The organism is Leyella lascolaii (genome assembly GCF_900079775.1).
Taxonomy (GTDB): Bacteria; Bacteroidota; Bacteroidia; order Bacteroidales; family Bacteroidaceae; genus Prevotella; species Prevotella lascolaii.
The window spans coordinates 478,002-497,011 of sequence record NZ_LT556038.1; the positions used below are offsets into that span (position 1 = coordinate 478,002).

General features: G+C 50.3%; 28 protein-coding genes and 1 pseudogene. 20 read left to right on the plus strand and 9 right to left on the minus strand.

Annotated elements, in window-relative coordinates:
- Positions 1-27: 27 nt before the first annotated feature.
- From BN4609_RS07790 to BN4609_RS17165, 15 genes are all read left to right on the plus strand, one after another.
- The gene (locus BN4609_RS07790) at positions 28-345 is read left to right on the plus strand and encodes a DUF4134 domain-containing protein (protein ID WP_002560983.1); all 318 of its coding nucleotides are present in this window, start codon (positions 28-30) and stop codon (positions 343-345) included.
- A gap of 10 nt (positions 346-355) precedes the next feature.
- On the plus strand, positions 356-688 hold the full coding sequence (locus tag BN4609_RS07795; protein ID WP_004291514.1) for a DUF4133 domain-containing protein: 333 nt from the start codon (positions 356-358) through the stop codon (positions 686-688).
- A complete protein-coding gene (locus BN4609_RS07800; protein ID WP_004291515.1) occupies positions 685-3,189 on the plus strand; it encodes a TraG family conjugative transposon ATPase in 2,505 nt (834 codons plus the stop codon). Before BN4609_RS07795 ends, BN4609_RS07800 begins: the two co-directional genes overlap by 4 nt.
- A gap of 40 nt (positions 3,190-3,229) precedes the next feature.
- Positions 3,230-3,610 (plus strand): DUF3876 domain-containing protein, encoded by a 381-nt coding sequence (locus BN4609_RS07805; protein WP_004291516.1) that lies wholly within the window; start codon positions 3,230-3,232, stop codon positions 3,608-3,610.
- Between the two features lie 23 nt (positions 3,611-3,633).
- Positions 3,634-4,263: a DUF4141 domain-containing protein gene (locus BN4609_RS07810; RefSeq protein WP_004304283.1), complete on the plus strand. Its 630-nt coding sequence runs from the start codon at positions 3,634-3,636 to the stop codon at positions 4,261-4,263.
- Between the two features lie 3 nt (positions 4,264-4,266).
- A complete protein-coding gene (gene traJ / locus BN4609_RS07815) occupies positions 4,267-5,271 on the plus strand; it encodes a conjugative transposon protein TraJ (protein ID WP_004291518.1) in 1,005 nt (334 codons plus the stop codon).
- 31 nt (positions 5,272-5,302) lie between these two features.
- On the plus strand, positions 5,303-5,926 hold the full coding sequence (gene traK / locus BN4609_RS07820) for a conjugative transposon protein TraK (protein ID WP_004291519.1): 624 nt from the start codon (positions 5,303-5,305) through the stop codon (positions 5,924-5,926).
- A 27-nt stretch (positions 5,927-5,953) separates the two neighbouring features.
- Positions 5,954-6,241, plus strand: coding sequence for a TraL conjugative transposon family protein (locus tag BN4609_RS07825; RefSeq protein WP_018697145.1), 288 nt, complete (start codon positions 5,954-5,956; stop codon positions 6,239-6,241).
- Complete coding sequence (gene traM, locus BN4609_RS07830; RefSeq protein WP_004291521.1) at positions 6,222-7,574, plus strand: conjugative transposon protein TraM; 1,353 nt, start codon at positions 6,222-6,224, stop codon at positions 7,572-7,574. Before BN4609_RS07825 ends, traM begins: the two co-directional genes overlap by 20 nt.
- 34 nt (positions 7,575-7,608) lie before the next feature.
- Positions 7,609-8,595, plus strand: a complete 987-nt coding sequence (gene traN / locus BN4609_RS07835) for a conjugative transposon protein TraN (RefSeq protein ID WP_004291522.1) — start codon at positions 7,609-7,611, stop codon at positions 8,593-8,595.
- 2 nt (positions 8,596-8,597) lie between these two features.
- Positions 8,598-9,173: a conjugal transfer protein TraO gene (locus tag BN4609_RS07840; RefSeq protein ID WP_004291523.1), complete on the plus strand. Its 576-nt coding sequence runs from the start codon at positions 8,598-8,600 to the stop codon at positions 9,171-9,173.
- A gap of 7 nt (positions 9,174-9,180) precedes the next feature.
- Positions 9,181-10,083, plus strand: coding sequence for a DUF8464 domain-containing protein (locus BN4609_RS07845; protein WP_004291524.1), 903 nt, complete (start codon positions 9,181-9,183; stop codon positions 10,081-10,083).
- The gene (locus BN4609_RS07850) at positions 10,080-10,583 is read left to right on the plus strand and encodes a DUF3872 domain-containing protein (RefSeq protein WP_004291525.1); all 504 of its coding nucleotides are present in this window, start codon (positions 10,080-10,082) and stop codon (positions 10,581-10,583) included. The genes BN4609_RS07845 and BN4609_RS07850 overlap by 4 nt, the downstream gene beginning before the upstream one ends.
- Positions 10,580-11,107, plus strand: a complete 528-nt coding sequence (locus tag BN4609_RS07855) for a glycoside hydrolase family protein (protein ID WP_004291526.1) — start codon at positions 10,580-10,582, stop codon at positions 11,105-11,107. Before BN4609_RS07850 ends, BN4609_RS07855 begins: the two co-directional genes overlap by 4 nt.
- 64 nt (positions 11,108-11,171) lie before the next feature.
- Positions 11,172-11,561: a hypothetical protein gene (locus BN4609_RS17165; protein WP_004291527.1), complete on the plus strand. Its 390-nt coding sequence runs from the start codon at positions 11,172-11,174 to the stop codon at positions 11,559-11,561.
- A gap of 33 nt (positions 11,562-11,594) precedes the next feature.
- Here BN4609_RS17165 and BN4609_RS07865 read toward each other — a convergent pair whose 3' ends face one another.
- The 9 genes from BN4609_RS07865 to BN4609_RS16755 form a co-directional block, all read right to left on the minus strand.
- The gene (locus BN4609_RS07865; protein WP_004304290.1) at positions 11,595-11,903 is read right to left on the minus strand and encodes a hypothetical protein; all 309 of its coding nucleotides are present in this window, start codon (positions 11,901-11,903) and stop codon (positions 11,595-11,597) included.
- Positions 11,904-11,956: 53 nt separating this feature from the next.
- A complete protein-coding gene (locus tag BN4609_RS07870) occupies positions 11,957-12,202 on the minus strand; it encodes a DUF6956 domain-containing protein (protein ID WP_004291529.1) in 246 nt (81 codons plus the stop codon).
- Positions 12,199-12,432, minus strand: a complete 234-nt coding sequence (locus tag BN4609_RS07875) for a DUF3873 domain-containing protein (RefSeq protein ID WP_004304291.1) — start codon at positions 12,430-12,432, stop codon at positions 12,199-12,201. The genes BN4609_RS07870 and BN4609_RS07875 overlap by 4 nt, the downstream gene beginning before the upstream one ends.
- Positions 12,433-12,451: 19 nt before the next feature.
- Positions 12,452-12,709, minus strand: coding sequence for a DUF8466 domain-containing protein (locus BN4609_RS07880; RefSeq protein ID WP_004291531.1), 258 nt, complete (start codon positions 12,707-12,709; stop codon positions 12,452-12,454).
- 24 nt (positions 12,710-12,733) lie between these two features.
- Positions 12,734-14,065 (minus strand): PcfJ domain-containing protein, encoded by a 1,332-nt coding sequence (locus BN4609_RS07885; RefSeq protein WP_004291532.1) that lies wholly within the window; start codon positions 14,063-14,065, stop codon positions 12,734-12,736.
- A complete protein-coding gene (locus BN4609_RS07890; protein ID WP_004291533.1) occupies positions 14,062-14,478 on the minus strand; it encodes a PcfK-like family protein in 417 nt (138 codons plus the stop codon). Before BN4609_RS07890 ends, BN4609_RS07885 begins: the two co-directional genes overlap by 4 nt.
- A gap of 13 nt (positions 14,479-14,491) precedes the next feature.
- Positions 14,492-14,713, minus strand: coding sequence for a hypothetical protein (locus BN4609_RS07895; protein ID WP_004291534.1), 222 nt, complete (start codon positions 14,711-14,713; stop codon positions 14,492-14,494).
- Positions 14,714-14,724: 11 nt separating this feature from the next.
- Positions 14,725-14,940, minus strand: coding sequence for a hypothetical protein (locus BN4609_RS07900; protein ID WP_004291535.1), 216 nt, complete (start codon positions 14,938-14,940; stop codon positions 14,725-14,727).
- Between the two features lie 161 nt (positions 14,941-15,101).
- Positions 15,102-15,488, minus strand: coding sequence for a hypothetical protein (locus BN4609_RS16755; RefSeq protein WP_009126113.1), 387 nt, complete (start codon positions 15,486-15,488; stop codon positions 15,102-15,104).
- 501 nt (positions 15,489-15,989) lie between these two features.
- On the opposite strand from BN4609_RS16755, the pseudogene BN4609_RS15750 reads away from it, so the two are divergent.
- From BN4609_RS15750 to BN4609_RS07930, 5 genes and pseudogenes are all read left to right on the plus strand, one after another.
- Positions 15,990-16,423, plus strand: a pseudogene (locus BN4609_RS15750) (transposase); the annotation flags it as partial.
- A gap of 380 nt (positions 16,424-16,803) precedes the next feature.
- Positions 16,804-17,961 carry a DKNYY domain-containing protein gene (locus BN4609_RS07915; RefSeq protein WP_068856022.1) on the plus strand — a complete coding sequence of 386 codons (1,158 nt, stop codon included), beginning with the start codon at positions 16,804-16,806 and terminating at the stop codon, positions 17,959-17,961.
- A complete protein-coding gene (locus BN4609_RS07920; RefSeq protein ID WP_068856024.1) occupies positions 17,958-18,137 on the plus strand; it encodes a hypothetical protein in 180 nt (59 codons plus the stop codon). The genes BN4609_RS07915 and BN4609_RS07920 overlap by 4 nt, the downstream gene beginning before the upstream one ends.
- Complete coding sequence (locus BN4609_RS07925; protein ID WP_068856025.1) at positions 18,134-18,517, plus strand: hypothetical protein; 384 nt, start codon at positions 18,134-18,136, stop codon at positions 18,515-18,517. Before BN4609_RS07920 ends, BN4609_RS07925 begins: the two co-directional genes overlap by 4 nt.
- Positions 18,514-18,906 carry a hypothetical protein gene (locus tag BN4609_RS07930; RefSeq protein ID WP_068856027.1) on the plus strand — a complete coding sequence of 131 codons (393 nt, stop codon included), beginning with the start codon at positions 18,514-18,516 and terminating at the stop codon, positions 18,904-18,906. The genes BN4609_RS07925 and BN4609_RS07930 overlap by 4 nt, the downstream gene beginning before the upstream one ends.
- Positions 18,907-19,010: the final 104 nt, after the last annotated feature.

Consider the following 19,010-nt stretch of genomic DNA (forward strand, 5'->3'; position numbering starts at 1 on the left):
TTTGACGGCAAAAAACAAGAACAGTTTATGAACAAGAACATCTTGAAAAACAGAAAAGCAATCCTCTCCGCGGCACTTGTCATCGCCGCAACCGCCTCCGCTTTCGCGCAGGGAAACGGCATCGCGGGCATCAACGAAGCCACCTCTATGGTGAGTTCTTATTTCGACCCCGGAACTAAACTGATATACGCCATCGGTGCAGTCGTCGGGCTTATCGGGGGCGTAAAAGTGTACGGCAAGTTTTCATCGGGCGACCCCGACACCAGCAAGACAGCCGCCTCGTGGTTCGGCGCGTGCATCTTCCTGATTGTTGCCGCCACCATCCTGCGCTCATTCTTCCTTTAATAAATAATGTATGGCTGAATACCCAATCAACAAGGGTATCGGCCGTCCGGTAGAGTTCAAGGGCTTGAAGGCACAGTACCTCTTCATCTTCTGCGGAGGTCTGCTGGCTCTCTTCGTCCTGTTCGTCATCCTCTACATGGTCGGTATCGACCAGTGGATATGTATCGGCTTCGGCGCGGCATCGTCCTCCCTCCTTGTATGGCAGACCTTCGCGCTGAACGCCCGGTACGGTGAACACGGGCTGATGAAATTAGGAGCGGCACGGAGCCATCCCCGATACCTTATCAACCGGCGGCGGATAACCCGTCTGTTCAAACGACAACGAAAGGAAGAAAGACAATGAGGAATACATCGAAAATGACAACACTGGAAAACAGGTTCCCACTTTTAGCGGTGGAGCATGGCTGCATCATCTCAAAGGACGCCGACATCACGGTGGCTTTCGAGGTGGAACTACCGGAACTTTACACCGTGACGGGTGCGGAGTACGAGGCGATACACAGTTGCTGGTGCAAGGCTATCAAGGTGCTGCCGGACTACTCCGTCGTCCACAAACAGGACTGGTTCATCAAGGAACGCTACAAACCGGAGCTTCAGAAGGACGACATGAGCTTTTTAAGCCGCTCTTTCGAGCGTCACTTCAACGAGCGTCCGTACCTGAAACACACCTGCTACCTCTACCTGACCAAGACAACAAAGGAGCGTAACCGGATGCAGAGCAATTTCAGCACGCTGTGCCGGGGACATATCATCCCGAAGGAGCTGGACAGGGAAACCACGACCAAGTTCTTGGAAGCCTGCGAACAGTTCGAGCGCATCATGAACGACAGCGGGCTTGTCAGGCTGCGCCGCCTCTCCACCGATGAGATTGTGGGTACTGAGGGAAAGACGGGACTTATTGAACGCTACTTCTCGCTCATGCCGGAAGGTGACACCACCTTGCAGGACATCGAGCTTTCGGCAAGGGAGATGCGCATCGGCGACAACCGCCTGTGTCTGCACACCCTCTCCGACGCGGAAGACCTGCCGGGCAAGGTGGCTACCGACACCCGTTACGAGAAGCTCTCCACCGACCGGAGTGACTGCCGACTGTCATTCGCCTCCCCGGTGGGGCTTCTGCTCTCCTGCAACCATATCTACAACCAGTATGTGCTGATAGACAACAGTGAGGAAACCTTGCAGAAGTTCGAGAAGTCCGCCCGTAACATGCAGTCGCTATCTCGCTATTCAAGGAGCAACAGCATCAACCGCGAGTGGATAGACCAATACCTGAACGAAGCCCATTCCTACGGACTGACCTCGGTACGGGCACACTTCAACGTCATGGCGTGGAGCGACGATGCGGAGGAACTGAAGCATATCAAGAACGACGTGGGCAGCCAGTTGGCAAGCATGGAATGCGTGCCGCGCCACAACACCATCGACTGCCCGACACTCTACTGGGCGGCGATACCCGGCAATGCGGCGGACTTCCCGGCGGAAGAGAGTTTCCACACCTTCATCGAACAGGCGGTGTGCCTGTTCACAGAGGAAACCAACTACCGCAGCTCGCTCTCGCCCTTCGGCATCAAGATGGTGGACAGGCTCACGGGAAAACCGCTGCACCTTGACATCTCCGACCTGCCCATGAAGCGAGGTATCACGACCAACCGCAACAAGTTCGTGCTGGGTCCTTCGGGCAGCGGCAAGTCTTTCTTCATGAACCACCTCGTGCGCCAATATTATGAGCAAGGCGCACATGTGGTATTGGTGGACACGGGAAACTCCTATCAGGGCTTGTGCGGCATGATCCGACGCAAGACAGGCGGAGCGGACGGTGTGTATTTCACCTACACGGAAGATAAGCCCATCAGCTTCAACCCGTTCTACACCGACGATTACATCTTCGACGTGGAGAAGAAGGACAGCATCAAGACCCTGTTGCTGACGCTCTGGAAGTCGGAGGACGACAAGGTGACAAAGACGGAGAGCGGCGAGCTGGGCAGTGCCGTGAGTGCCTATATTGAGCGCATCCAATCCGACCGTAGCATCGTGCCGTCGTTCAACACCTTCTACGAGTATATGCGTGACGACTACCGCAAGGAACTGGCACAGCGTGACATCAAGGTGGAGAAGTCCGACTTCAACATCGACAACATGCTCACCACCATGCGGCAGTATTACCGGGGCGGGCGTTACGATTTCCTGCTCAACTCCACGGAGAACATCGACCTGCTCGGCAAGCGGTTCATCGTCTTCGAGATAGATTCGATTAAAGAAAACCGCGAACTGTTCCCCGTCGTGACCATCATCATCATGGAAGCCTTCATCAACAAGATGCGGCGGCTGAAAGGCGTGCGGAAACAGCTTATCGTGGAAGAGGCTTGGAAGGCCCTCTCATCGGCGAACATGGCTGAATATCTGCGCTATATGTATAAGACGGTCAGAAAATATTACGGCGAGGCAATCGTGGTGACGCAGGAGGTGGACGACATTATCAGTTCTCCGGTGGTCAAAGAGAGCATTATCAACAACTCGGATTGTAAAATCCTGCTTGACCAAAGGAAATATATGAACAAGTTCGACCAGATACAGGCGTTGCTCGGACTGACGGAAAAGGAGAAGTCGCAGATACTCTCCATCAACATGGCGAACAACCCTTCACGGCTCTACAAGGAGGTGTGGATAGGCTTGGGCGGCACGCAGTCGGCGGTCTATGCCACGGAGGTCAGCGCGGAAGAGTATCTGGCGTACACCACCGAGGAAACGGAAAAAGTGGAGGTTTACCGTCTGGCGGAGAAGCTGGGCGACGACATCGAAGCCGCCATCCGGCAGCTTGCCGAAAGGCGGAGAAACAAGGAATAACTAAAAAACAGAATGTATCAACCAAAAAAGAAAAACGCGTATGAATTTACCAAAAGTGAAAATGCTGCAAGTCAGCAAGTGCCTTATCGGATTGGCGGTCATGATGCTGCAATCCTGCGACGTGGCCGACAACCGCCGCGACATGCTGTGCGGGAACTGGGAGAGCGTGGAGGGAAAACCTGACGTGCTTATCTACAAGGAGGGCGAAGCCTACAAAGTGACGGTGTTCCGTCGTAGCGGTCTGCGCCGCAAGCTCAAGCCGGAAACCTATCTCTTGCAGGAGGAGAACGGCAACCTGTTCATGAACACCGGCTTCCGCATCGACGTGTCCTACAACGAGGCCACGGATGTGCTGACTTTCTCGCCAAACGGGGACTATGTGCGGGTGAAGCCGCAGCCGGGACATCCGACCGAAGAATAACAACCACTAAAATCCAAAGTAACATGAGAACAAGAATAACAATGATTATCTGCCTGTGCCTGCTTTTCGCGGGCAGGGCAAGCGCACAGTGGGTCGTAAGCGATCCGGGCAATCTAGCGCAGGGCATCATCAATGCCTCCAAAAACATCATCCATACCTCCAAGACCGCCACGAACATGGTGAGCAACTTTCAGGAGACGGTGAAAATCTATCAGCAGGGCAAGAAGTATTACGATGCCCTCAAATCGGTGAACAATCTGGTCAAGGACGCCCGCAAGGTGCAGCAGACCATCCTGATGGTGGGCGACATCACAGACATCTATGTGAACAGTTTCCAACGGATGCTCCGTGACGGGAATTTCAGACCCGAAGAGCTTTCCGCAATCGCTTTCGGCTACACGAAACTGCTGGAGGAAAGCAACGAAGTGTTGACGGAACTCAGGAACGTGGTGAACATCACCACGCTCTCCATGACCGACAAGGAGCGCATGGACGTGGTGGAACGCTGCCACTCGAAGATGAAGCGTTACCGCAACCTCGTGAGCTACTACACGAACAAGAACATCTCCGTGAGTTACCTGCGTGCGAAAAAGAAGAACGACCTCGACCGCATCATGGGGCTGTACGGGAACATGAACGAAAGATACTGGTAGCCTATGAAGTTCGACAACCTTCATCAGATTTTACGTTCACTTTATGAGCAGATGATGCCGCTGTGTGGGGACATGGCTGGTGTGGCGAAAGGCATCGCCGGGCTGGGTGCGCTGTTCTACGTCGCCTACCGGGTATGGCAGTCGCTGGCGAGAGCTGAACCGATAGACGTATTCCCGATGCTCCGTCCTTTTGCCATCGGTCTGTGCATCATGTTCTTCCCGACTGTGGTGCTGGGCACGATAAACAGCATCCTCTCACCCGTCGTACAGGGCACGGCAAAGATGCTGGAGGCGGAAACGCTGGACATGAACCGATACCGGGAGCAGAAGGACAAACTGGAATACGAGGCGATGGTACGCAACCCCGAAACCGCCTACCTCGTGTCCAACGAGGAATTTGACAAGCAACTGGAGGAACTCGGCTGGTCGCCCTCCGACATGGTGACGATGGCGGGAATGTATATCGACCGGGGAATGTACAACATGAAGAAGAGCATCCGCGACTTCTTCCGCGAGATACTCGAACTGCTGTTCCAAGCCGCCGCCCTCGTGATAGACACCGTCCGCACCTTCTTTCTCGTGGTGCTGGCGATTCTCGGTCCGATAGCCTTCGCCCTGTCGGTATGGGACGGTTTCCAAAACACGCTCACGCAGTGGATATGCCGCTATATACAGGTCTATCTGTGGCTACCGGTATCGGACATGTTCAGCACCATACTGGCGAAGATACAGGTTCTGATGCTGCAAAACGACATCGAGCGGATGCAGGCAGACCCGAACTTCTCGCTGGATTCGAGCGACGGGGTGTATATCGTATTCCTCTGCATCGGCATCATCGGCTACTTTACCATTCCCACCGTTGCGGGCTGGATTATCCAAGCCGGAGGCATGGGCGGTTACGGTCGCAACGTGAACCAGATGGCGGGACGAGCCGGAAGCATGGCGGGCAGCGTGGCGGGTGCAGCCGCAGGAAACGCAGTCGGACGTGTCGGCAAATTGCTGAAATAATCAATGTGCAATCATAAATTGGAAAATATAAATGGAATTCAAATCACTTAGAAACATCGAATCGTCGTTCAGGCAGATACGCCTGTTCGGTATCGTCTTCCTCTCGCTGTGCGCCGTGGTGACGGTGTGGAGCGTGTGGAACTCCTACCGTTTCGCAGAGAAGCAACGGGAGAAAATCTATGTGCTGGACAACGGCAAGAGCCTGATGCTCGCCTTGTCTCAGGATTTGTCGCAGAACCGCCCGGCGGAGGCACGGGAACATGTGCGCCGTTTCCACGAGATGTTCTTCACGCTATCACCTGAAAAAAGCGCGATTGAACACAACGTGAAACGTGCCTTGCTGCTGGCGGACAAGAGCGTGTACCACTATTATTCGGACTTCGCGGAGAAGGGGTACTACAACCGCATCATCGCCGGGAACATCAACCAAGTGCTGAAGGTGGACAGCGTGGTGTGCGACTTCAACGCCTATCCCTACCGTGCCGTGACCTACGCCACACAGAAAATCATCCGGCAGAGCAACGTCACCGAGCGCAGCCTCGTGACCACCTGCCGCCTGCTGAACGCATCGCGGTCGGATGACAACCCGAACGGTTTTACCATCGAGGGTTTCACCATCATTGAGAACAAGGATTTACAGACTATCAAACGGTAACAGGACATGAAAAGTATCAGAAAATCAATGTGGGGCATGTATTGGAAACTCCACGACAAACGGAAACGCTTGGCGGCAAGTCTCAAAGGGTATCTGGACGGCTTGCCGCCGGAAACACGCCGCCGCATCGTGCTGGGGATGTTCGCCGCCTTCGCGGTGCTTGCCCTTTACACCTTCGGCAGAGCCGTCTATGACATCGGCAGGAACGACGGCTCACATATGGAAACGGGACACGCCGGACGGGTGGAACTGCCGACCCCGGCGGAAACAGGCAATCACTTAACACCTTATTTATATGGAACAGACAAAGAATGAACCGACGAAAGAGAACAAAGCTGCTCCCGAAACGGGGAAACCGAAAAAGGAGCGCGAACCGCTGACAGAGGCGCAACGGCTGAAACGGCAGAAGATGATCGTGCTGCCCGCTATGGTGTTGGTGTTCATCGGGGCGATGTGGCTGATATTCGCCCCGTCCTCCGGCAAGGAGCAACCGCCGGGAACGGACGGATACAACACCGAGATGCCCGACGCTGACAAGGCGAACCGGCAGATTATCGGCGACAAGCTGAAAGCCTACGAGCATGGGGAGATGGAAGAGCGTCAGGAGAGCCGCAACCGTGCCATCGGGCAGCTGGGCGACATGTTCGACCGCGAGATAGCGGGAACGGAGAACGGAGTGGACTTCGACCTCGCCAATCCGGGCGGCAAGGAAGAAAGGGCAAAGCCAGCCACGCCGCAGACCATCCAGTCCTCCGCAGCCGCCTACCGTGACCTGAACGCCACGCTCGGAAACTTCTACGACCAGCCGAAAAACGACAATGCGGAGATGGACGAATTGTTGGAGCGCATCGCATCGCTGGAGTCGGAACTGGAAAGCGAGAGGGGCAAGGCTTCCTCTATGGACGAGCAGGTGGCTCTTATGGAGAAGTCCTACGAGCTGGCGGCAAAGTACATGGGCGGTCAGAACGGAGGACAGCCATCGGCGGAACAGAGGGCAGAGCCAACTACCGTGCAGAAAGGGAAGAAGAACAAGGCAATGCCTATCAGACAGGTGGAGCATCAAGTAGTTTCTTCACTCTCACAGCCTATGAGTAACGCGGAGTTTGTCGCCGCCTTATCGCAGGAACGCAACCGGGGTTTCAACACGGCTGTCGGCACGGCGGAGGTATTGGACAGGAACACCATACCGGCGTGCGTGCATGGGGCGCAGAGCGTGACGGACGGGCAGACGGTAAGGCTGCGCCTGCTGGAGCCTATGGCGGTGGCAGGCAGGACAATACCCCGGGGTGCGGTGGTGGTCGGCACGGGCAAGATACAGGGTGAGCGGCTCGACATCGAGATTACCTCGCTGGAATACGACGGCACGATTATCCCCGTGGAGCTTGCGGTCTATGACACGGACGGACAGCCCGGCATCTTCATCCCGAACTCGATGGAGATGAACGCCGTCCGGGAGGTCGCCGCCAACATGGGCGGCTCGCTGGGAAGCAGCATCAACATCTCCACCAATGCCGGGGCGCAGCTCGCCTCCGACTTGGGCAAGGGGCTGATACAAGGCACGAGCCAGTACATCGCCAAAAAGATGCGAACCGTCAAGGTGCATCTGAAAGCCGGGTACAGGGTCATGCTTTACCAAGAAAAATATTGAAAACAATAAAAATTACCACTAAAATCCAAAAGTAATGAGAAAAGTAATCATCATGTTTGCCCTCGCTATGGGCATCATAACTGCCAACGCGCAGGAGAATGTAACCGTTGAAACGACCAACGGAAGTGAACAACCGACCTTGACGAAGGAGGTCTATCCGCAGAAGGAGGCGGACGGCGACCTATATCACGGGCTGTCACGCAAGCTGACCTTCGACCGCATGATACCGCCGCACGGTCTGGAAGTGACCTACGACAAGACCGTCCACGTCATTTTTCCGGCGGAGGTGCGCTATGTCGATTTAGGCTCGCCCGACCTGATTGCCGGGAAAGCCGACGGAGCGGAGAACATCATCCGTGTGAAGGCTACCGTAAGGAATTTTCCCAACGAAACGAATATGTCCGTCATCACGGAGGACGGCAGTTTCTACACCTTCAACGTGAAGTACGCCGCCGAACCGCTGTTGCTCAACGTGGAGATGTGCGACTTCATCCATGACGGCAGCACGGTGAACCGCCCGAACAACGCGCAGGAAATCTATCTGAAAGAGCTGGGCAGCGAAAGCCCGATGCTGGTGCGCCTTATCATGAAGTCCATCCACAAACAGAACAAGCGCGAGGTGAAGCATATCGGCTGCAAGCGTTTCGGCATCCAATACCTGTTGAAAGGCATCTACACGCACAACGGCTTGCTTTATTTCCACACGGAGATAAAGAACCAGAGCAACGTGCCTTTCGATGTGGACTACATCACTTGGAAAATCGTGGACAAGAAGGTTGCGAAGCGTACTGCCGTGCAGGAGCAGATTATTCTGCCGCTCCGCGCGCAGAACTACGCCACCCTCGTGCCGGGCAAAAAGAGCGAGCGCACGGTCTTCACGATGGCGAAGTTCACCATCCCCGATGACAAGTGCCTCGTGGTGGAATTGAACGAGAAGAACGGCGGCCGTCACCAGTCCTTCGTGATTGAGAACGAGGATTTGGTACGCGCGGGTACCATCAACGAACTTCAAGTACGCTGACCATGAGAAAGTACATCGCAATAATCATCGCGTCGCTTGCCCTTTTTACAGGGCAGGCGCACGCCCAGCGGTGTCTGCCGAAGATGCAGGGCATCGAGGTGAGGGCGGACATGGCGGACGGCTTCAATCTCGGCGGCAAGGACGGCGGGTACAGCTTCGGGGCGGCTCTCTCCACCTACACGAAGAAGGGGAACAAGTGGGTGTTCGGTGGCGAATACCTGTTGAAGAACAATCCCTACAAGGACACCAAGATACCCGTGGCGCAGTTCACGGCGGAGGGCGGCTATTACTTCAAGATACTGTCGGACGCCCGAAAGATTGTTTTCGTCTATGCCGGGGCTTCGGCTCTCGCCGGATATGAGGCGGTAAATTGGGGGAAGAAGGTGCTGCATGACGGCTCCACGCTGCACGACCGGGACGCCTTCATCTACGGCGGTGCGCTGACGCTCGATGTGGAGTGTTACGTGGCAGACCGTATCGCCCTGCTTGCCAACCTGCGGGAGCGTTGCCTTTGGGGTGGCGACACACGGAAGTTCCACACGCAGTTCGGGGTCGGTATCAAGTTCATCATCAACTGACACGGGCATGGAAAGGACGGAAATAGATGCTGTCAGAAGGATGCCGCTTGCGGATTTTCTCGCACGGCTGGGGCATGAGCCTGTCAGAAGGAGCGGTAACGAGCTGTGGTATCTTGCCCCGTACAGGGGCGAGCGCACATCCTCTTTCCGTGTGAACGTGGCGAAACAGCTCTGGTACGACTTCGGTTTGGGCAAGGGCGGCGACATCTTCACGCTTGCCGGGGAGTTTCTGCAAAGCGATGACTTCATGAAGCAAGCGAAGTTCATAGCGGAAGCCGCCAATATGACGGTTGCCGGATGGGAAAAGCCCGTCTATCTCTCGAAGCCGACCGAATCCGTTTTTGAGGATGTGGAGGTCGCTCCGCTGCTCCGCTCACTGCTGACGGAGTATTTAGAGGAACGGGGCATCCCTTACGCCATCGCATCCCGTCACTGCTGCCGCTTGAACTACGGTGTGCGTGGGAAACGGTATTTTGCCGTTGGCTTTCCGAACATGGCAGGTGGCTATGAAGTCAGAAGCCGATATTTCAAGGGTTGCATACCTCCGAAGTCTGTATCACTGGTAAAGGCGAATGACATCCCGGCTGACGAGTGCCTCGTGTTCGAGGGCTTCATGGACTTTCTCTCTGCCGTGACGCTTGGTGTAACCGGTAACGCTGACTGTCTTGTGCTGAACTCAGTCGCCAACGTGGAGAAGGCGGCGGGATTGCTGGACGGATACGGGCGCATCGGCTGCTTCCTCGACCGTGACGAAGCCGGACGGCGGACGCTTGCCGCACTTACCATGCGATACGGGGAACGTGTCACCGACCGTTCCTCCCTCTATGACGGTTGCAAGGACTTGAACGAGTACCTGCAACTGACAACGAAAAAACAGAAAAACAACCATCTAAAAATCGAAGAACAATGAACATACTGAACAACAGAAACAAGAGAACATCAATATTCAAGGCAGTGGCGTTATGCCTGATAGCCGCCATGTCATTCACCCTCGTGTCATGTGACGATGACATGGACATCCAGCAGTCCTATCCCTTCACGGTGGAGGTCATGCCCGTGCCGAACAAGGTAGTAAAGGGGCAGACAGTGGAAATCCGCTGTGAACTGAAAAAGGAGGGCGACTTTTCGGGTACGCTCTATACCATCCGCTATTTCCAGTTCGAGGGGGAAGGCTCGCTCAAAATGGATAACGGCATCACCTTCCTGCCTAACGACCGCTACCTGCTGGAGAACGAAAAATTCCGCCTGTACTACACGGCGGCGGGTGATGAGGCGCATAATTTCATCGTGGTGGTGGAGGATAACTTTAGCAACTCCTACGAACTGGAATTTGACTTCAACAACAGGAATGTAAAGGACGACGATCTTACCATCGTTCCCATCGGCAACTTCAGCCCCTTGTTGAAATGATGCGTGTATTCATGACAATGCTCTGTTCACTTCTGACGGTCTGTTCTGTGTCCGCGCAGATCAGCCGCCAAGAGGGAACGGACGGGCAGGCGGCAATCTACCGACTGCCGCTTATGGAACGTGCTTTTTTATGCTGCCGCTACTTTGAAGGCTGGCACTCAGAAAAACACTACCCATACGTCGGTTGGGGTCACAAACTTTTGCCAAACGAGAAGTATTCGGCACGAACCATGACAAAACGGGATGCGGATGAACTTTTGCGGAAAGACCTGCGCAAATTTGTCGCCATGTTCCGTAAATTCGGGGTTGATTCGATTTTGCTTGGCACGTTAGCTTACAATGTGGGACCGGCGAAGCTGTTAGGCAGCAAAACAATCCCCAAAAGCACCTTAATCAAGAAGCTGGAAGCTGGTGACAGGAACATCTACCGTGAGTATATAGCCTTCTGCAACTACAAAGGAAAACGCCACGCCATGCTGCTCAAACGGAGAAAGGCGGAGTTTGCGCTGTTGTATATCCCATAAAAGGACTGACAAAACTGGCAAAAGACGTGCCATATTTAACTTGGCACGTCTTTTGCTCTATCACTTGATAGATTATCGTAGGATTTTCTCGTTAATTGACATCGTTGAGCCATTTTTGCCTATCGGTTTCCAAATAACACTTCAAGTTGTAAGTGTTGTGAGAGCAATACAAAACATAGTTATTAACCATAAAAAGTATAGCGAAATTATGAAGAAAGTATTTAGGAAAATTCAGAAAGGAACAACAAAAATGATTGAACGTATCAAATCGTTGGGGGAAATGGAGACGAAGCAGAAATGTGTAGTTCAACGGTTCGAGATTATCATTCCCCTCCACCAAAAAATAACGACCCAATATATAGCCTCCGCAAGTTTTACTTGCGGATTTTTTAGTTATCGCAGATTGGACAAAGGTTTCTTTGCTACTTTCTTTGTCCGCCATCATGCTCACTGAAAGAAAGTAGGGCGGCTCTCGCCGCCCCGCCACTCAAAAGCGTGTGTAAAGTCCCGTCACCATCGTGAACATTTCCTCCAGCATATCAAAATAGATACCCTCGTGTACGGCAATGTCCTTTGTCTTGCACTCAAAGGTCTTTTTGCTGAACGTCCTGCGGTAGAAGCGCATATTGTAGAGGTCTGCCCCTTCGTCATAGATGATGTCAAGGCGGTTGGCACTTGTTTTGTTCCTTGCAAGGCTCATCCGTAAGCCGTTGCCCATATCTATGAAATCACGGCTACCTGTCATGGCGGTGAAGCGTTTTCCGCCTATCTGCTGTAATATCGTCTTGGCTATCATATCTTTTGTTTTTAGGGTTTTAAGTATTGGCGGTGCGGACACCGCCATCCCGTTCAAAATTCTCGCATTTCGGAAATGGGGGTCTGCCGTTGTAGCCACTCTTTCACACATTCCATATTGTACTCGCTCGTGATGACTGCCGTATGGCTGTCGGTGGCGGTGAAACGTGTGCTTTCGTAATCATCTATCCACCCCTTGAGGGTGTCCGTTCCCCACGCTCCGGTATCGTCAAAGATACCGTCCAATGCCGTGATAGGTTCGCTGAACTTGACTATCAGCGTTTGATAGGTCGTGTTCATAGTCTGTCCTCCTTTCCCTTCTTTGCGTTCAGCCACTTGTCCCGTGCGGCTCGGCACTCGTCCAACGTGGGTTTGACACAAGAGAACAATTCTCTGTCTATGGGGTGGCGGTAGTCGTACTGCACAAGTGTCCGCCTGCGTCTTCCGATACCCGATTGGAAACGCTCGTATTTCTCCGTACCTGCTTCCGCGCAGGTGCTTACTCCGTTGATGGTCATTCGTGTTGTCATAATGTTGCTTTTTAGATGGTTAAAAATGTACTGACAGAACTCTGTTCTTCATCACCATTTCGGGGTTGCTTGTGTAGCGTTGGTGCAGGTAGAAATGGTGTGAGCCGAAGCCGTAAAGGAAAAACTTGTCAAGTTCGTGCTTCTCGGCAAACTCCTTTACGCTCTTTCTCAATTCCCCCTCACTCGTTGTGAGAGTGAGGAGGTTCACAAATTCAAGGAACATCGTGGGGATTGCATCATCCCACACACAAATCATACTTTCAATTCTTACTTCCATATCAATGTTGTTTTAGGGGTTATGCTATGCCGCTTTCATCCGCTCACGGATAAGGTTGGCGTTCTTGTTCACAAGGTCTATGATGCGCTCGTGATATTCGGTGTCCTGGTTGTGCTTGCCGTGGCACTGCACCACTTCGAGGGTTCGCAAGTCCACCTCTACGGTTTCAATAATCTCATCGCCAATCCTTGCCGATAGTATGAGGGTGTCGGCTTTCTTGTAGTATCCACTGCCAAACACGCAGATGCCCTGCGTCTTGCCCTCGTTGTAATACTCGTCTATGCTTTCAAGCACCTTGACGATTATTTCCTCGTCCGTGATTACCAAGCCGAAGAATTTGGATTTGTTGGCGATGAAATCCTCCGCATCTTTCTTTCGTTGGAGTTGTCGCTGTTGCTCACGCTCACGCCTTTCAATCTCCCAACGGCGTTGCTCTGCGGCTCTTTCCTTCTCGTGTATGGCTTCAATTTTTCGGGTTGCGTTGTCGTGTGCCGCCATGAAATCTTCGGGACAGATGTTCTTCGGGTTACGGAGGTCTTGACCGAGTTTTTTGAGCATACGCAGATAGTCGCACCACATTGAGAGGTTGTCTATCTGATACTTGTGACGCTTGGCAATCAGATATGATGCCCAACATTCATCGGCAGTACGGGTATTGAAAAGAAAGTGTTTCATGACCTCAATCTCACCGCCTTTCATAAGGGTTTCAATTCTTGGGTCTGAAAGCAAGGCTTTGAAAAGACGCACGGGGGAGATGCCGTGGAAATCGCCCTTGAAGCCGTTACGTCTGAGTTGGGGCAATATCCTCATCTTTGGATATGCACAGCTTCTTGCCACCACATCATCGTATAGGCTGTTGTGCGGTCTTACCTCCATATCGCTGCCTAATGCCCACACATCGCAATAGCAGAAAAGGAAGCCACGGAGCAACGCCATGTCCGTAACCTTGCCGTCGGGTGAAATCCAACGCTGCACGACCTCGTGGCAGTAGAAACGCATCGGTTCGCCTTTCCTGCTCTCGCATCTGACCTGCGCCACGCGGATTACCTGATACCCTTTGCAGGTGGTTATCACGCTGAAATTCTGCGTTTCCTTGTAGATGCGTCTGCGTGTGTCCTGCACTTTGAGTTCGGCATGGCATTTGGGGCAGGTGCAGCCTTCAAGGGTGTCGCATAGTCCGCTGTCGCTGTGCCACTCGTGACCGCAGTCGGAACAGGTGATGTTCCCTTTCTTGGTGCGGTAGCCGATATGCTCAACGCAGTGGCGGTATGCCCAATCTATTTGTGTCGCTGATATGGGGCGAAGGTTGGCGGAAAGTCTTGCCACCTCTTTCTGTATCTTGGTCTTCGGTTTCATAAGCCTAAATCAAATAATGAGGGTTGGGGTTGGTTTTCTTTTCTCGCTGACGGTCTGTGGCGGTTCTGCAACTTGCGGAGTTCCTCCTCTTGGTATTTGCGGACAGCGTTCTGACGTGCCTCCGCCTTTTCCTCTGCCGTGAGTTTCACAACGTGGTTCACAACCACTTGGCAGTCCATCGGTTTGCCCACCTCTATCTCGTTTTCCTCATAGTAGTGGATGGCTTGCCCGAATATCTCTCCGTCCGTGAAACCGTTGCAACCGCTTTTCTGCACATAGTTCAGAATGTGGGTCACGCACTCGTCCATGTTCTTGGCAGGGTTGCGGTACTTCTTTGCAAATAGCGCATCTTCCTCCGCACGCTGTTCCAAGTACATATATATCGTTCTCTTGAAATGGTCTGTTCCTTTCATATCGCTGTCATTTTTAGATTATCTGTTTCAGTATCTCTCTCCAATAGGTCGGCTCTACCTCGCTGAGAAGGAAGTCCATGAAATCCCTCCGTGCGTCCTTGTTCAGTTCGTGGTACAATCTTCGGAAAGTTTCAAAATTGCCGTTGATGTACGTTTCCACCATATACACGAAGATGTTGTCCACCTCGTAATATCTGCACTGCTGCGCTGCCGTCTTGCTGTTTCTTTTTGCCATGTCGGTAAGGGTTAAAGGGTGAATAACCAAAGGATGAAGCCAAAGAAGGCAATGGTGGAAAGGATAGCCACGATTACACCTATCGCCACTCGGAACACTCCGTTTACAATCTCTCTGATGATGCCCCAAAGGATGCCGAACACCCCGAAGGCGGTGCGCATCATCAAGCCGCATATCGCCAACCCGATGTGTTGCGCCATTTGTCTGAAATTTGCCGTTGCCGTCATATCTTCGCTGTTTTTGATTTTTTTGTTTTTAATGCGGATTCAAGAGCTGAGGGAGTTGAGTTTCAAACTATCTTATCTGCCTCTCGTTTATCCGACATTTTTTTTATGCGTCTTTCTGTCGCATCGGTCGTTTTCGTTTCGGGTGCTTGAAAAGGTAGGGATTAGGGAATGCAAGGTTTTTCGGTCAAAATACTACCCGCAGGGCTGGAGATTTTTACCGAAAACAGGAGGCTTGACCTTGCTTTCCCGTCCAATCCCGGAATTACCTTTGCGCCCAGAACGAAAATGACTGACTGATGCGGCTTACTGAAAGGCGCAAAATGGAGGTAAACGAAAACAGAGGCAGATTGTGTAGAAAAAAACTTCAGGGGAAAATCCGTAAAAAAAAGAATCACCAAAAGGAAAAAGACATCACCGGAAGCGTGAAAAGGGCAAACCACAACAAAGGAAGTATGATTGTTTCCGATCCGACGGAACTTGTTCAGCCGGGTGGCAACAATCATTCTTCCCGGTTTGTCCGGCTGTGTGTGGGCGCCTGTTTCATTCATGGGGCAGGCTGACACACTCTGCATTCACTTTCCGCTTCCGGCAAAAGAGACAGCGAAAAAAGAAAAATCATTTGAAAACCCGTAAAAGCATCTCTTGGCATAGGCGCAAAAGAAAGGGGCATTGCTTCATCTGTCTAAACATCGTTTAGGCGTGAGGCAATGCCCTTTTCTCCAGCTATGCGGTAGTCGGCACACGTTTGTTCCAAACTCGTTTTGGGCAATGGTGTGCCGACGGACAATACCGCTTTTACGGAAAATTCTTATGAATGAGGGGATAAAAAACGGGAGTTTATATCAAAATCTCGAATTAAATAGCTACTTTTGCATACGAAGAGTTCTTTGAAGGTTACGCAACGCGCAGAAGGATAATGCAGTAGATAACTAACTAAATCGTAACCTATTACTATCAAGAGCAATTAACCTACGCTCATTTCCAATAAATTACACTCTTTTCGTAACTTCGATTTGCTAAAATACAAAGAATTACAAACAATAATCGCTATGATCACCAAGGACAAAGTTACGGAAATATTCTGTATGGCAGACGACTTCTGCAAGTTTTTTTTGATGCAATGATGGCAAAATATATGCTCAAAACACTCAAAAAGCGGAAATATCACCGTTCTTCTACCATGTCAAGGGAGGAAGTTATAATGATTATCATCCTTTTTCATGATTCGGGCTATCGTTGTCTCAAACACTTTTATCTTGAACGGGTCTGCAAGCATATGAGTCATCTTTTTCCACAAGTTGTCTATTACAACCGTTTCGTAGAGATAAAACATGAGGTAGCAATCCCTCTTGCCTTGTTCATCGAGAAGGTACTTTGGGGCAAATGTACCGGCATCAGCTTTGTAGACAGTACTCCTTTGCGTGTTTGTAAGAATCAAATAATACATATCCATAAGGTGTTTAAGGGAATAGCCCAAGGGGGACTCAAATCTCCAGTTTAGGTTTATGTCGCATGAAATATCCTTGCAAAGCTACAGGCAGTCCACCGTCCCGAGGAGCCCAAACCACCTCATACCTAACACATAATGTAAATGCCTATAAATCGAAAAGATACAAAATGGCATAGGAAAAGTGACGAAAACAGGAAACAGCAGAGCCATGCCAATGAAGGATAATATATTATTTTTGTTCGGCTAAGCAATTTGTGCATAGTATCATAATGGTTTTAAAGAGATTTGTATTTTCTCTGTGGCACGGACAAGAATCTCGTTTTGACCATTCATGCTCTAATCTCATGGGATATATATCACATCGAATGTAGATTATCAGTTTTGACTTTCTTAATTACAAATAATGGACGCACATGAAACAGATAAAGTCATGTAAGACACACTTTCCAATATCAGTCTTCGTTCTGGGTATACTGATACTCACGTCATGTACAACCGGTTATAAAAATGACGGCAAGAAAGTGACATGGCACACATGGAACGAGGGGAGCGGGCATCATTCAATGAAGGTGAATGCCGACCCCGAGACATTTGAAATTCTGAATGATGATTATGGCAAAGATAAGACGCATGCTTTCTATCTGGGAGACATAATAACAGGAGCGGACGGACATACATTTCGAGTACTTGAAAAAGGTTTTGCTGCTGACAAATCTAACGTATATGATAAAGGTGAATTAATGAAGGGAGTGGAGCCTGCCTCTTTCAAGATTCATTCCTATGAATTGACGGAAGATAAGAATGATTTTTATTATAATGGTAAGGCTCTAAATGTAAGAGATAAATCTTCATTTGAGATTCTGAAAGACAACTCAGGTGAAAATACAAATTGGGGGAAAGACAAGTATAATGGATATTACCTGAACGGCACGGTAATTCCTAACATCGATTACGCCACATTTCATCCCATAGACGCGCAGCGACTGATTCAATCAGGATATTATGCCGCTGATAAATATAAAGTATTTTTCAAGGGGGAGGAGATTCCAGGTGCAGATCCGGCAACATTCAGGGAGGTAGATTTCTCTATAGGACAAGATAAGTATAGAGTCTATCAAAAAGGAATACCGACACAGATAAAAGATTACAATAAACTTACTCGATTCGGAAGTTTGATGTATTCTGACGGGACGCATATTTACGATTTGGATTTTAATATTCTTCAAGGCGCTGATGTCGCAACCTTCGAGCATATTTCCGACAACTGGTATAAAGATGCGTCGCATGTATGGTGGATTAATAAATTAGTTAGAGGCGCAAATCCAAAAACATTTAGTCCTGTCAAAGTCACATCCTTCGCGGGAGGAACGTCTCTGGACTTTAATTATGGAAAAGATGACAAACACGTGTTTTATCAGGATTCCATAATCCCGGCTGCCGATGCCGCCAGCTTTGAAAAGATTGATTTCCCGGATGGTGAGAGTTGGACAGTCTTCGACCGCAATCATGTGTATCAAGGCAAAGATTCCCCCAAACTCCGAGAATACCTGAAAAAGAAATACGGCAAATGATGGTTCAGATTGGTAAATTCATAGGTTCGGCGGTTGTCATGTTCTTATTCATGCTCTGTCTGATATTCTGCTTCGACTCTCCCGACACGTTGACCAATATTCTGCTTGTCAGCGAGAACGTGCTTTTTTGGGGTTGTATACTTTGGCTCATTAACAGGAATGGAGGCAAACGATGAAACTGACTGATAAACGATTCTGGATATTTGAGGCATTATCTCTTGTATGTGGAGAGTTAACCTTCTGCTTAGCTGCGGTAATTTGGTTTGCGTTGGCTCAAGTTAACTGGTTTTCATTATGGACAATTCAGCTGACCTTTTTGCTTTGCTGGGCATTAGGGGTTTTCCTTTCATGGCTCACATCCCCAAATACAAAGTATATTGCATTCAGAACATACATATGGACCAATTGCGTGTACCTGGCTTTGACAATTTACAATGTCAGTAATGGAGATCCATCGATAAACGGTTGGTATGTATTGTTCTGCTTCGGATTTGCCATCGTTTCTTTACCCGCATTTGCCTTGATGACAATTGTTAACAATAAGATAGCCAAATGATTAACAGAACAAAGGCATTTGGATTCATTTTACTGGTAGCATTACCTCTTTTGGTCGTGAATCTTATGGGAAGGAACTTAGGAATTGGTAAAGAGGATATGATAAAGGAAGTAGCAAATGAAGTTATCGGGATGGTAGATGATTTCAAAGACAAGAACGGACGGTTACCTATCGGACTTCATGAGATAGGAGCTCCTTTCGAGGGAATTGATGAGACCTATGAGTACAAGGATTATATTTTCTATTACGAACAGAGAAAAGACGGTTTTTATTGGCTGACCATCACATTTGGTCCGGATAAGAATTACTGTTACAATTCTAAAGATAAGTCTTGGATATGGGATTGTGATTCTGAGCAATTAGAAATGTACAAGAAACATTCCAATTAAAGGCTTTTGTTGAGTATCATAAATCATCTTTTCTACTCAAGATTAGAATCATTAAAAGCCACATATCACTCAATATAATTTTTTATGTTTATCGGTCTCGTTTT

Excerpts from the sequence above, each read along its gene's own strand:
- BN4609_RS07900 (WP_004291535.1), bottom strand. The coding sequence starts at position 14,940 with ATGACGGCAACGGCAAATTTCAGACAAATGGCGCAACACATCGGGTTG.
- BN4609_RS07870 (WP_004291529.1), bottom strand. The coding sequence starts at position 12,202 with ATGAACACGACCTATCAAACGCTGATAGTCAAGTTCAGCGAACCTATC.
- BN4609_RS07790 (WP_002560983.1), top strand. The coding sequence starts at position 28 with ATGAACAAGAACATCTTGAAAAACAGAAAAGCAATCCTCTCCGCGGCA.
- BN4609_RS07825 (WP_018697145.1), top strand. The coding sequence starts at position 5,954 with ATGTGGGGCATGTATTGGAAACTCCACGACAAACGGAAACGCTTGGCG.
- BN4609_RS16755 (WP_009126113.1), bottom strand. The coding sequence starts at position 15,488 with ATGAATGAAACAGGCGCCCACACACAGCCGGACAAACCGGGAAGAATG.
- BN4609_RS07800 (WP_004291515.1), top strand. The coding sequence starts at position 685 with ATGAGGAATACATCGAAAATGACAACACTGGAAAACAGGTTCCCACTT.
- BN4609_RS07850 (WP_004291525.1), top strand. The coding sequence starts at position 10,080 with ATGAACATACTGAACAACAGAAACAAGAGAACATCAATATTCAAGGCA.
- traJ (WP_004291518.1), top strand. The coding sequence starts at position 4,267 with ATGAAGTTCGACAACCTTCATCAGATTTTACGTTCACTTTATGAGCAG.
- traN (WP_004291522.1), top strand. The coding sequence starts at position 7,609 with ATGAGAAAAGTAATCATCATGTTTGCCCTCGCTATGGGCATCATAACT.
- BN4609_RS07855 (WP_004291526.1), top strand. The coding sequence starts at position 10,580 with ATGATGCGTGTATTCATGACAATGCTCTGTTCACTTCTGACGGTCTGT.
- BN4609_RS07930 (WP_068856027.1), top strand. The coding sequence starts at position 18,514 with ATGATTAACAGAACAAAGGCATTTGGATTCATTTTACTGGTAGCATTA.
- BN4609_RS07885 (WP_004291532.1), bottom strand. The coding sequence starts at position 14,065 with ATGAAACCGAAGACCAAGATACAGAAAGAGGTGGCAAGACTTTCCGCC.
- BN4609_RS07795 (WP_004291514.1), top strand. The coding sequence starts at position 356 with ATGGCTGAATACCCAATCAACAAGGGTATCGGCCGTCCGGTAGAGTTC.
- traM (WP_004291521.1), top strand. The coding sequence starts at position 6,222 with ATGGAACAGACAAAGAATGAACCGACGAAAGAGAACAAAGCTGCTCCC.
- BN4609_RS07805 (WP_004291516.1), top strand. The coding sequence starts at position 3,230 with ATGAATTTACCAAAAGTGAAAATGCTGCAAGTCAGCAAGTGCCTTATC.
- BN4609_RS07810 (WP_004304283.1), top strand. The coding sequence starts at position 3,634 with ATGAGAACAAGAATAACAATGATTATCTGCCTGTGCCTGCTTTTCGCG.
- BN4609_RS07915 (WP_068856022.1), top strand. The coding sequence starts at position 16,804 with ATGAAACAGATAAAGTCATGTAAGACACACTTTCCAATATCAGTCTTC.
- BN4609_RS07920 (WP_068856024.1), top strand. The coding sequence starts at position 17,958 with ATGATGGTTCAGATTGGTAAATTCATAGGTTCGGCGGTTGTCATGTTC.
- BN4609_RS07880 (WP_004291531.1), bottom strand. The coding sequence starts at position 12,709 with ATGGAAGTAAGAATTGAAAGTATGATTTGTGTGTGGGATGATGCAATC.
- traK (WP_004291519.1), top strand. The coding sequence starts at position 5,303 with ATGGAATTCAAATCACTTAGAAACATCGAATCGTCGTTCAGGCAGATA.
- BN4609_RS07895 (WP_004291534.1), bottom strand. The coding sequence starts at position 14,713 with ATGGCAAAAAGAAACAGCAAGACGGCAGCGCAGCAGTGCAGATATTAC.
- BN4609_RS07840 (WP_004291523.1), top strand. The coding sequence starts at position 8,598 with ATGAGAAAGTACATCGCAATAATCATCGCGTCGCTTGCCCTTTTTACA.
- BN4609_RS07865 (WP_004304290.1), bottom strand. The coding sequence starts at position 11,903 with ATGATAGCCAAGACGATATTACAGCAGATAGGCGGAAAACGCTTCACC.
- BN4609_RS07925 (WP_068856025.1), top strand. The coding sequence starts at position 18,134 with ATGAAACTGACTGATAAACGATTCTGGATATTTGAGGCATTATCTCTT.
- BN4609_RS07845 (WP_004291524.1), top strand. The coding sequence starts at position 9,181 with ATGGAAAGGACGGAAATAGATGCTGTCAGAAGGATGCCGCTTGCGGAT.
- BN4609_RS07875 (WP_004304291.1), bottom strand. The coding sequence starts at position 12,432 with ATGACAACACGAATGACCATCAACGGAGTAAGCACCTGCGCGGAAGCA.
- BN4609_RS07890 (WP_004291533.1), bottom strand. The coding sequence starts at position 14,478 with ATGAAAGGAACAGACCATTTCAAGAGAACGATATATATGTACTTGGAA.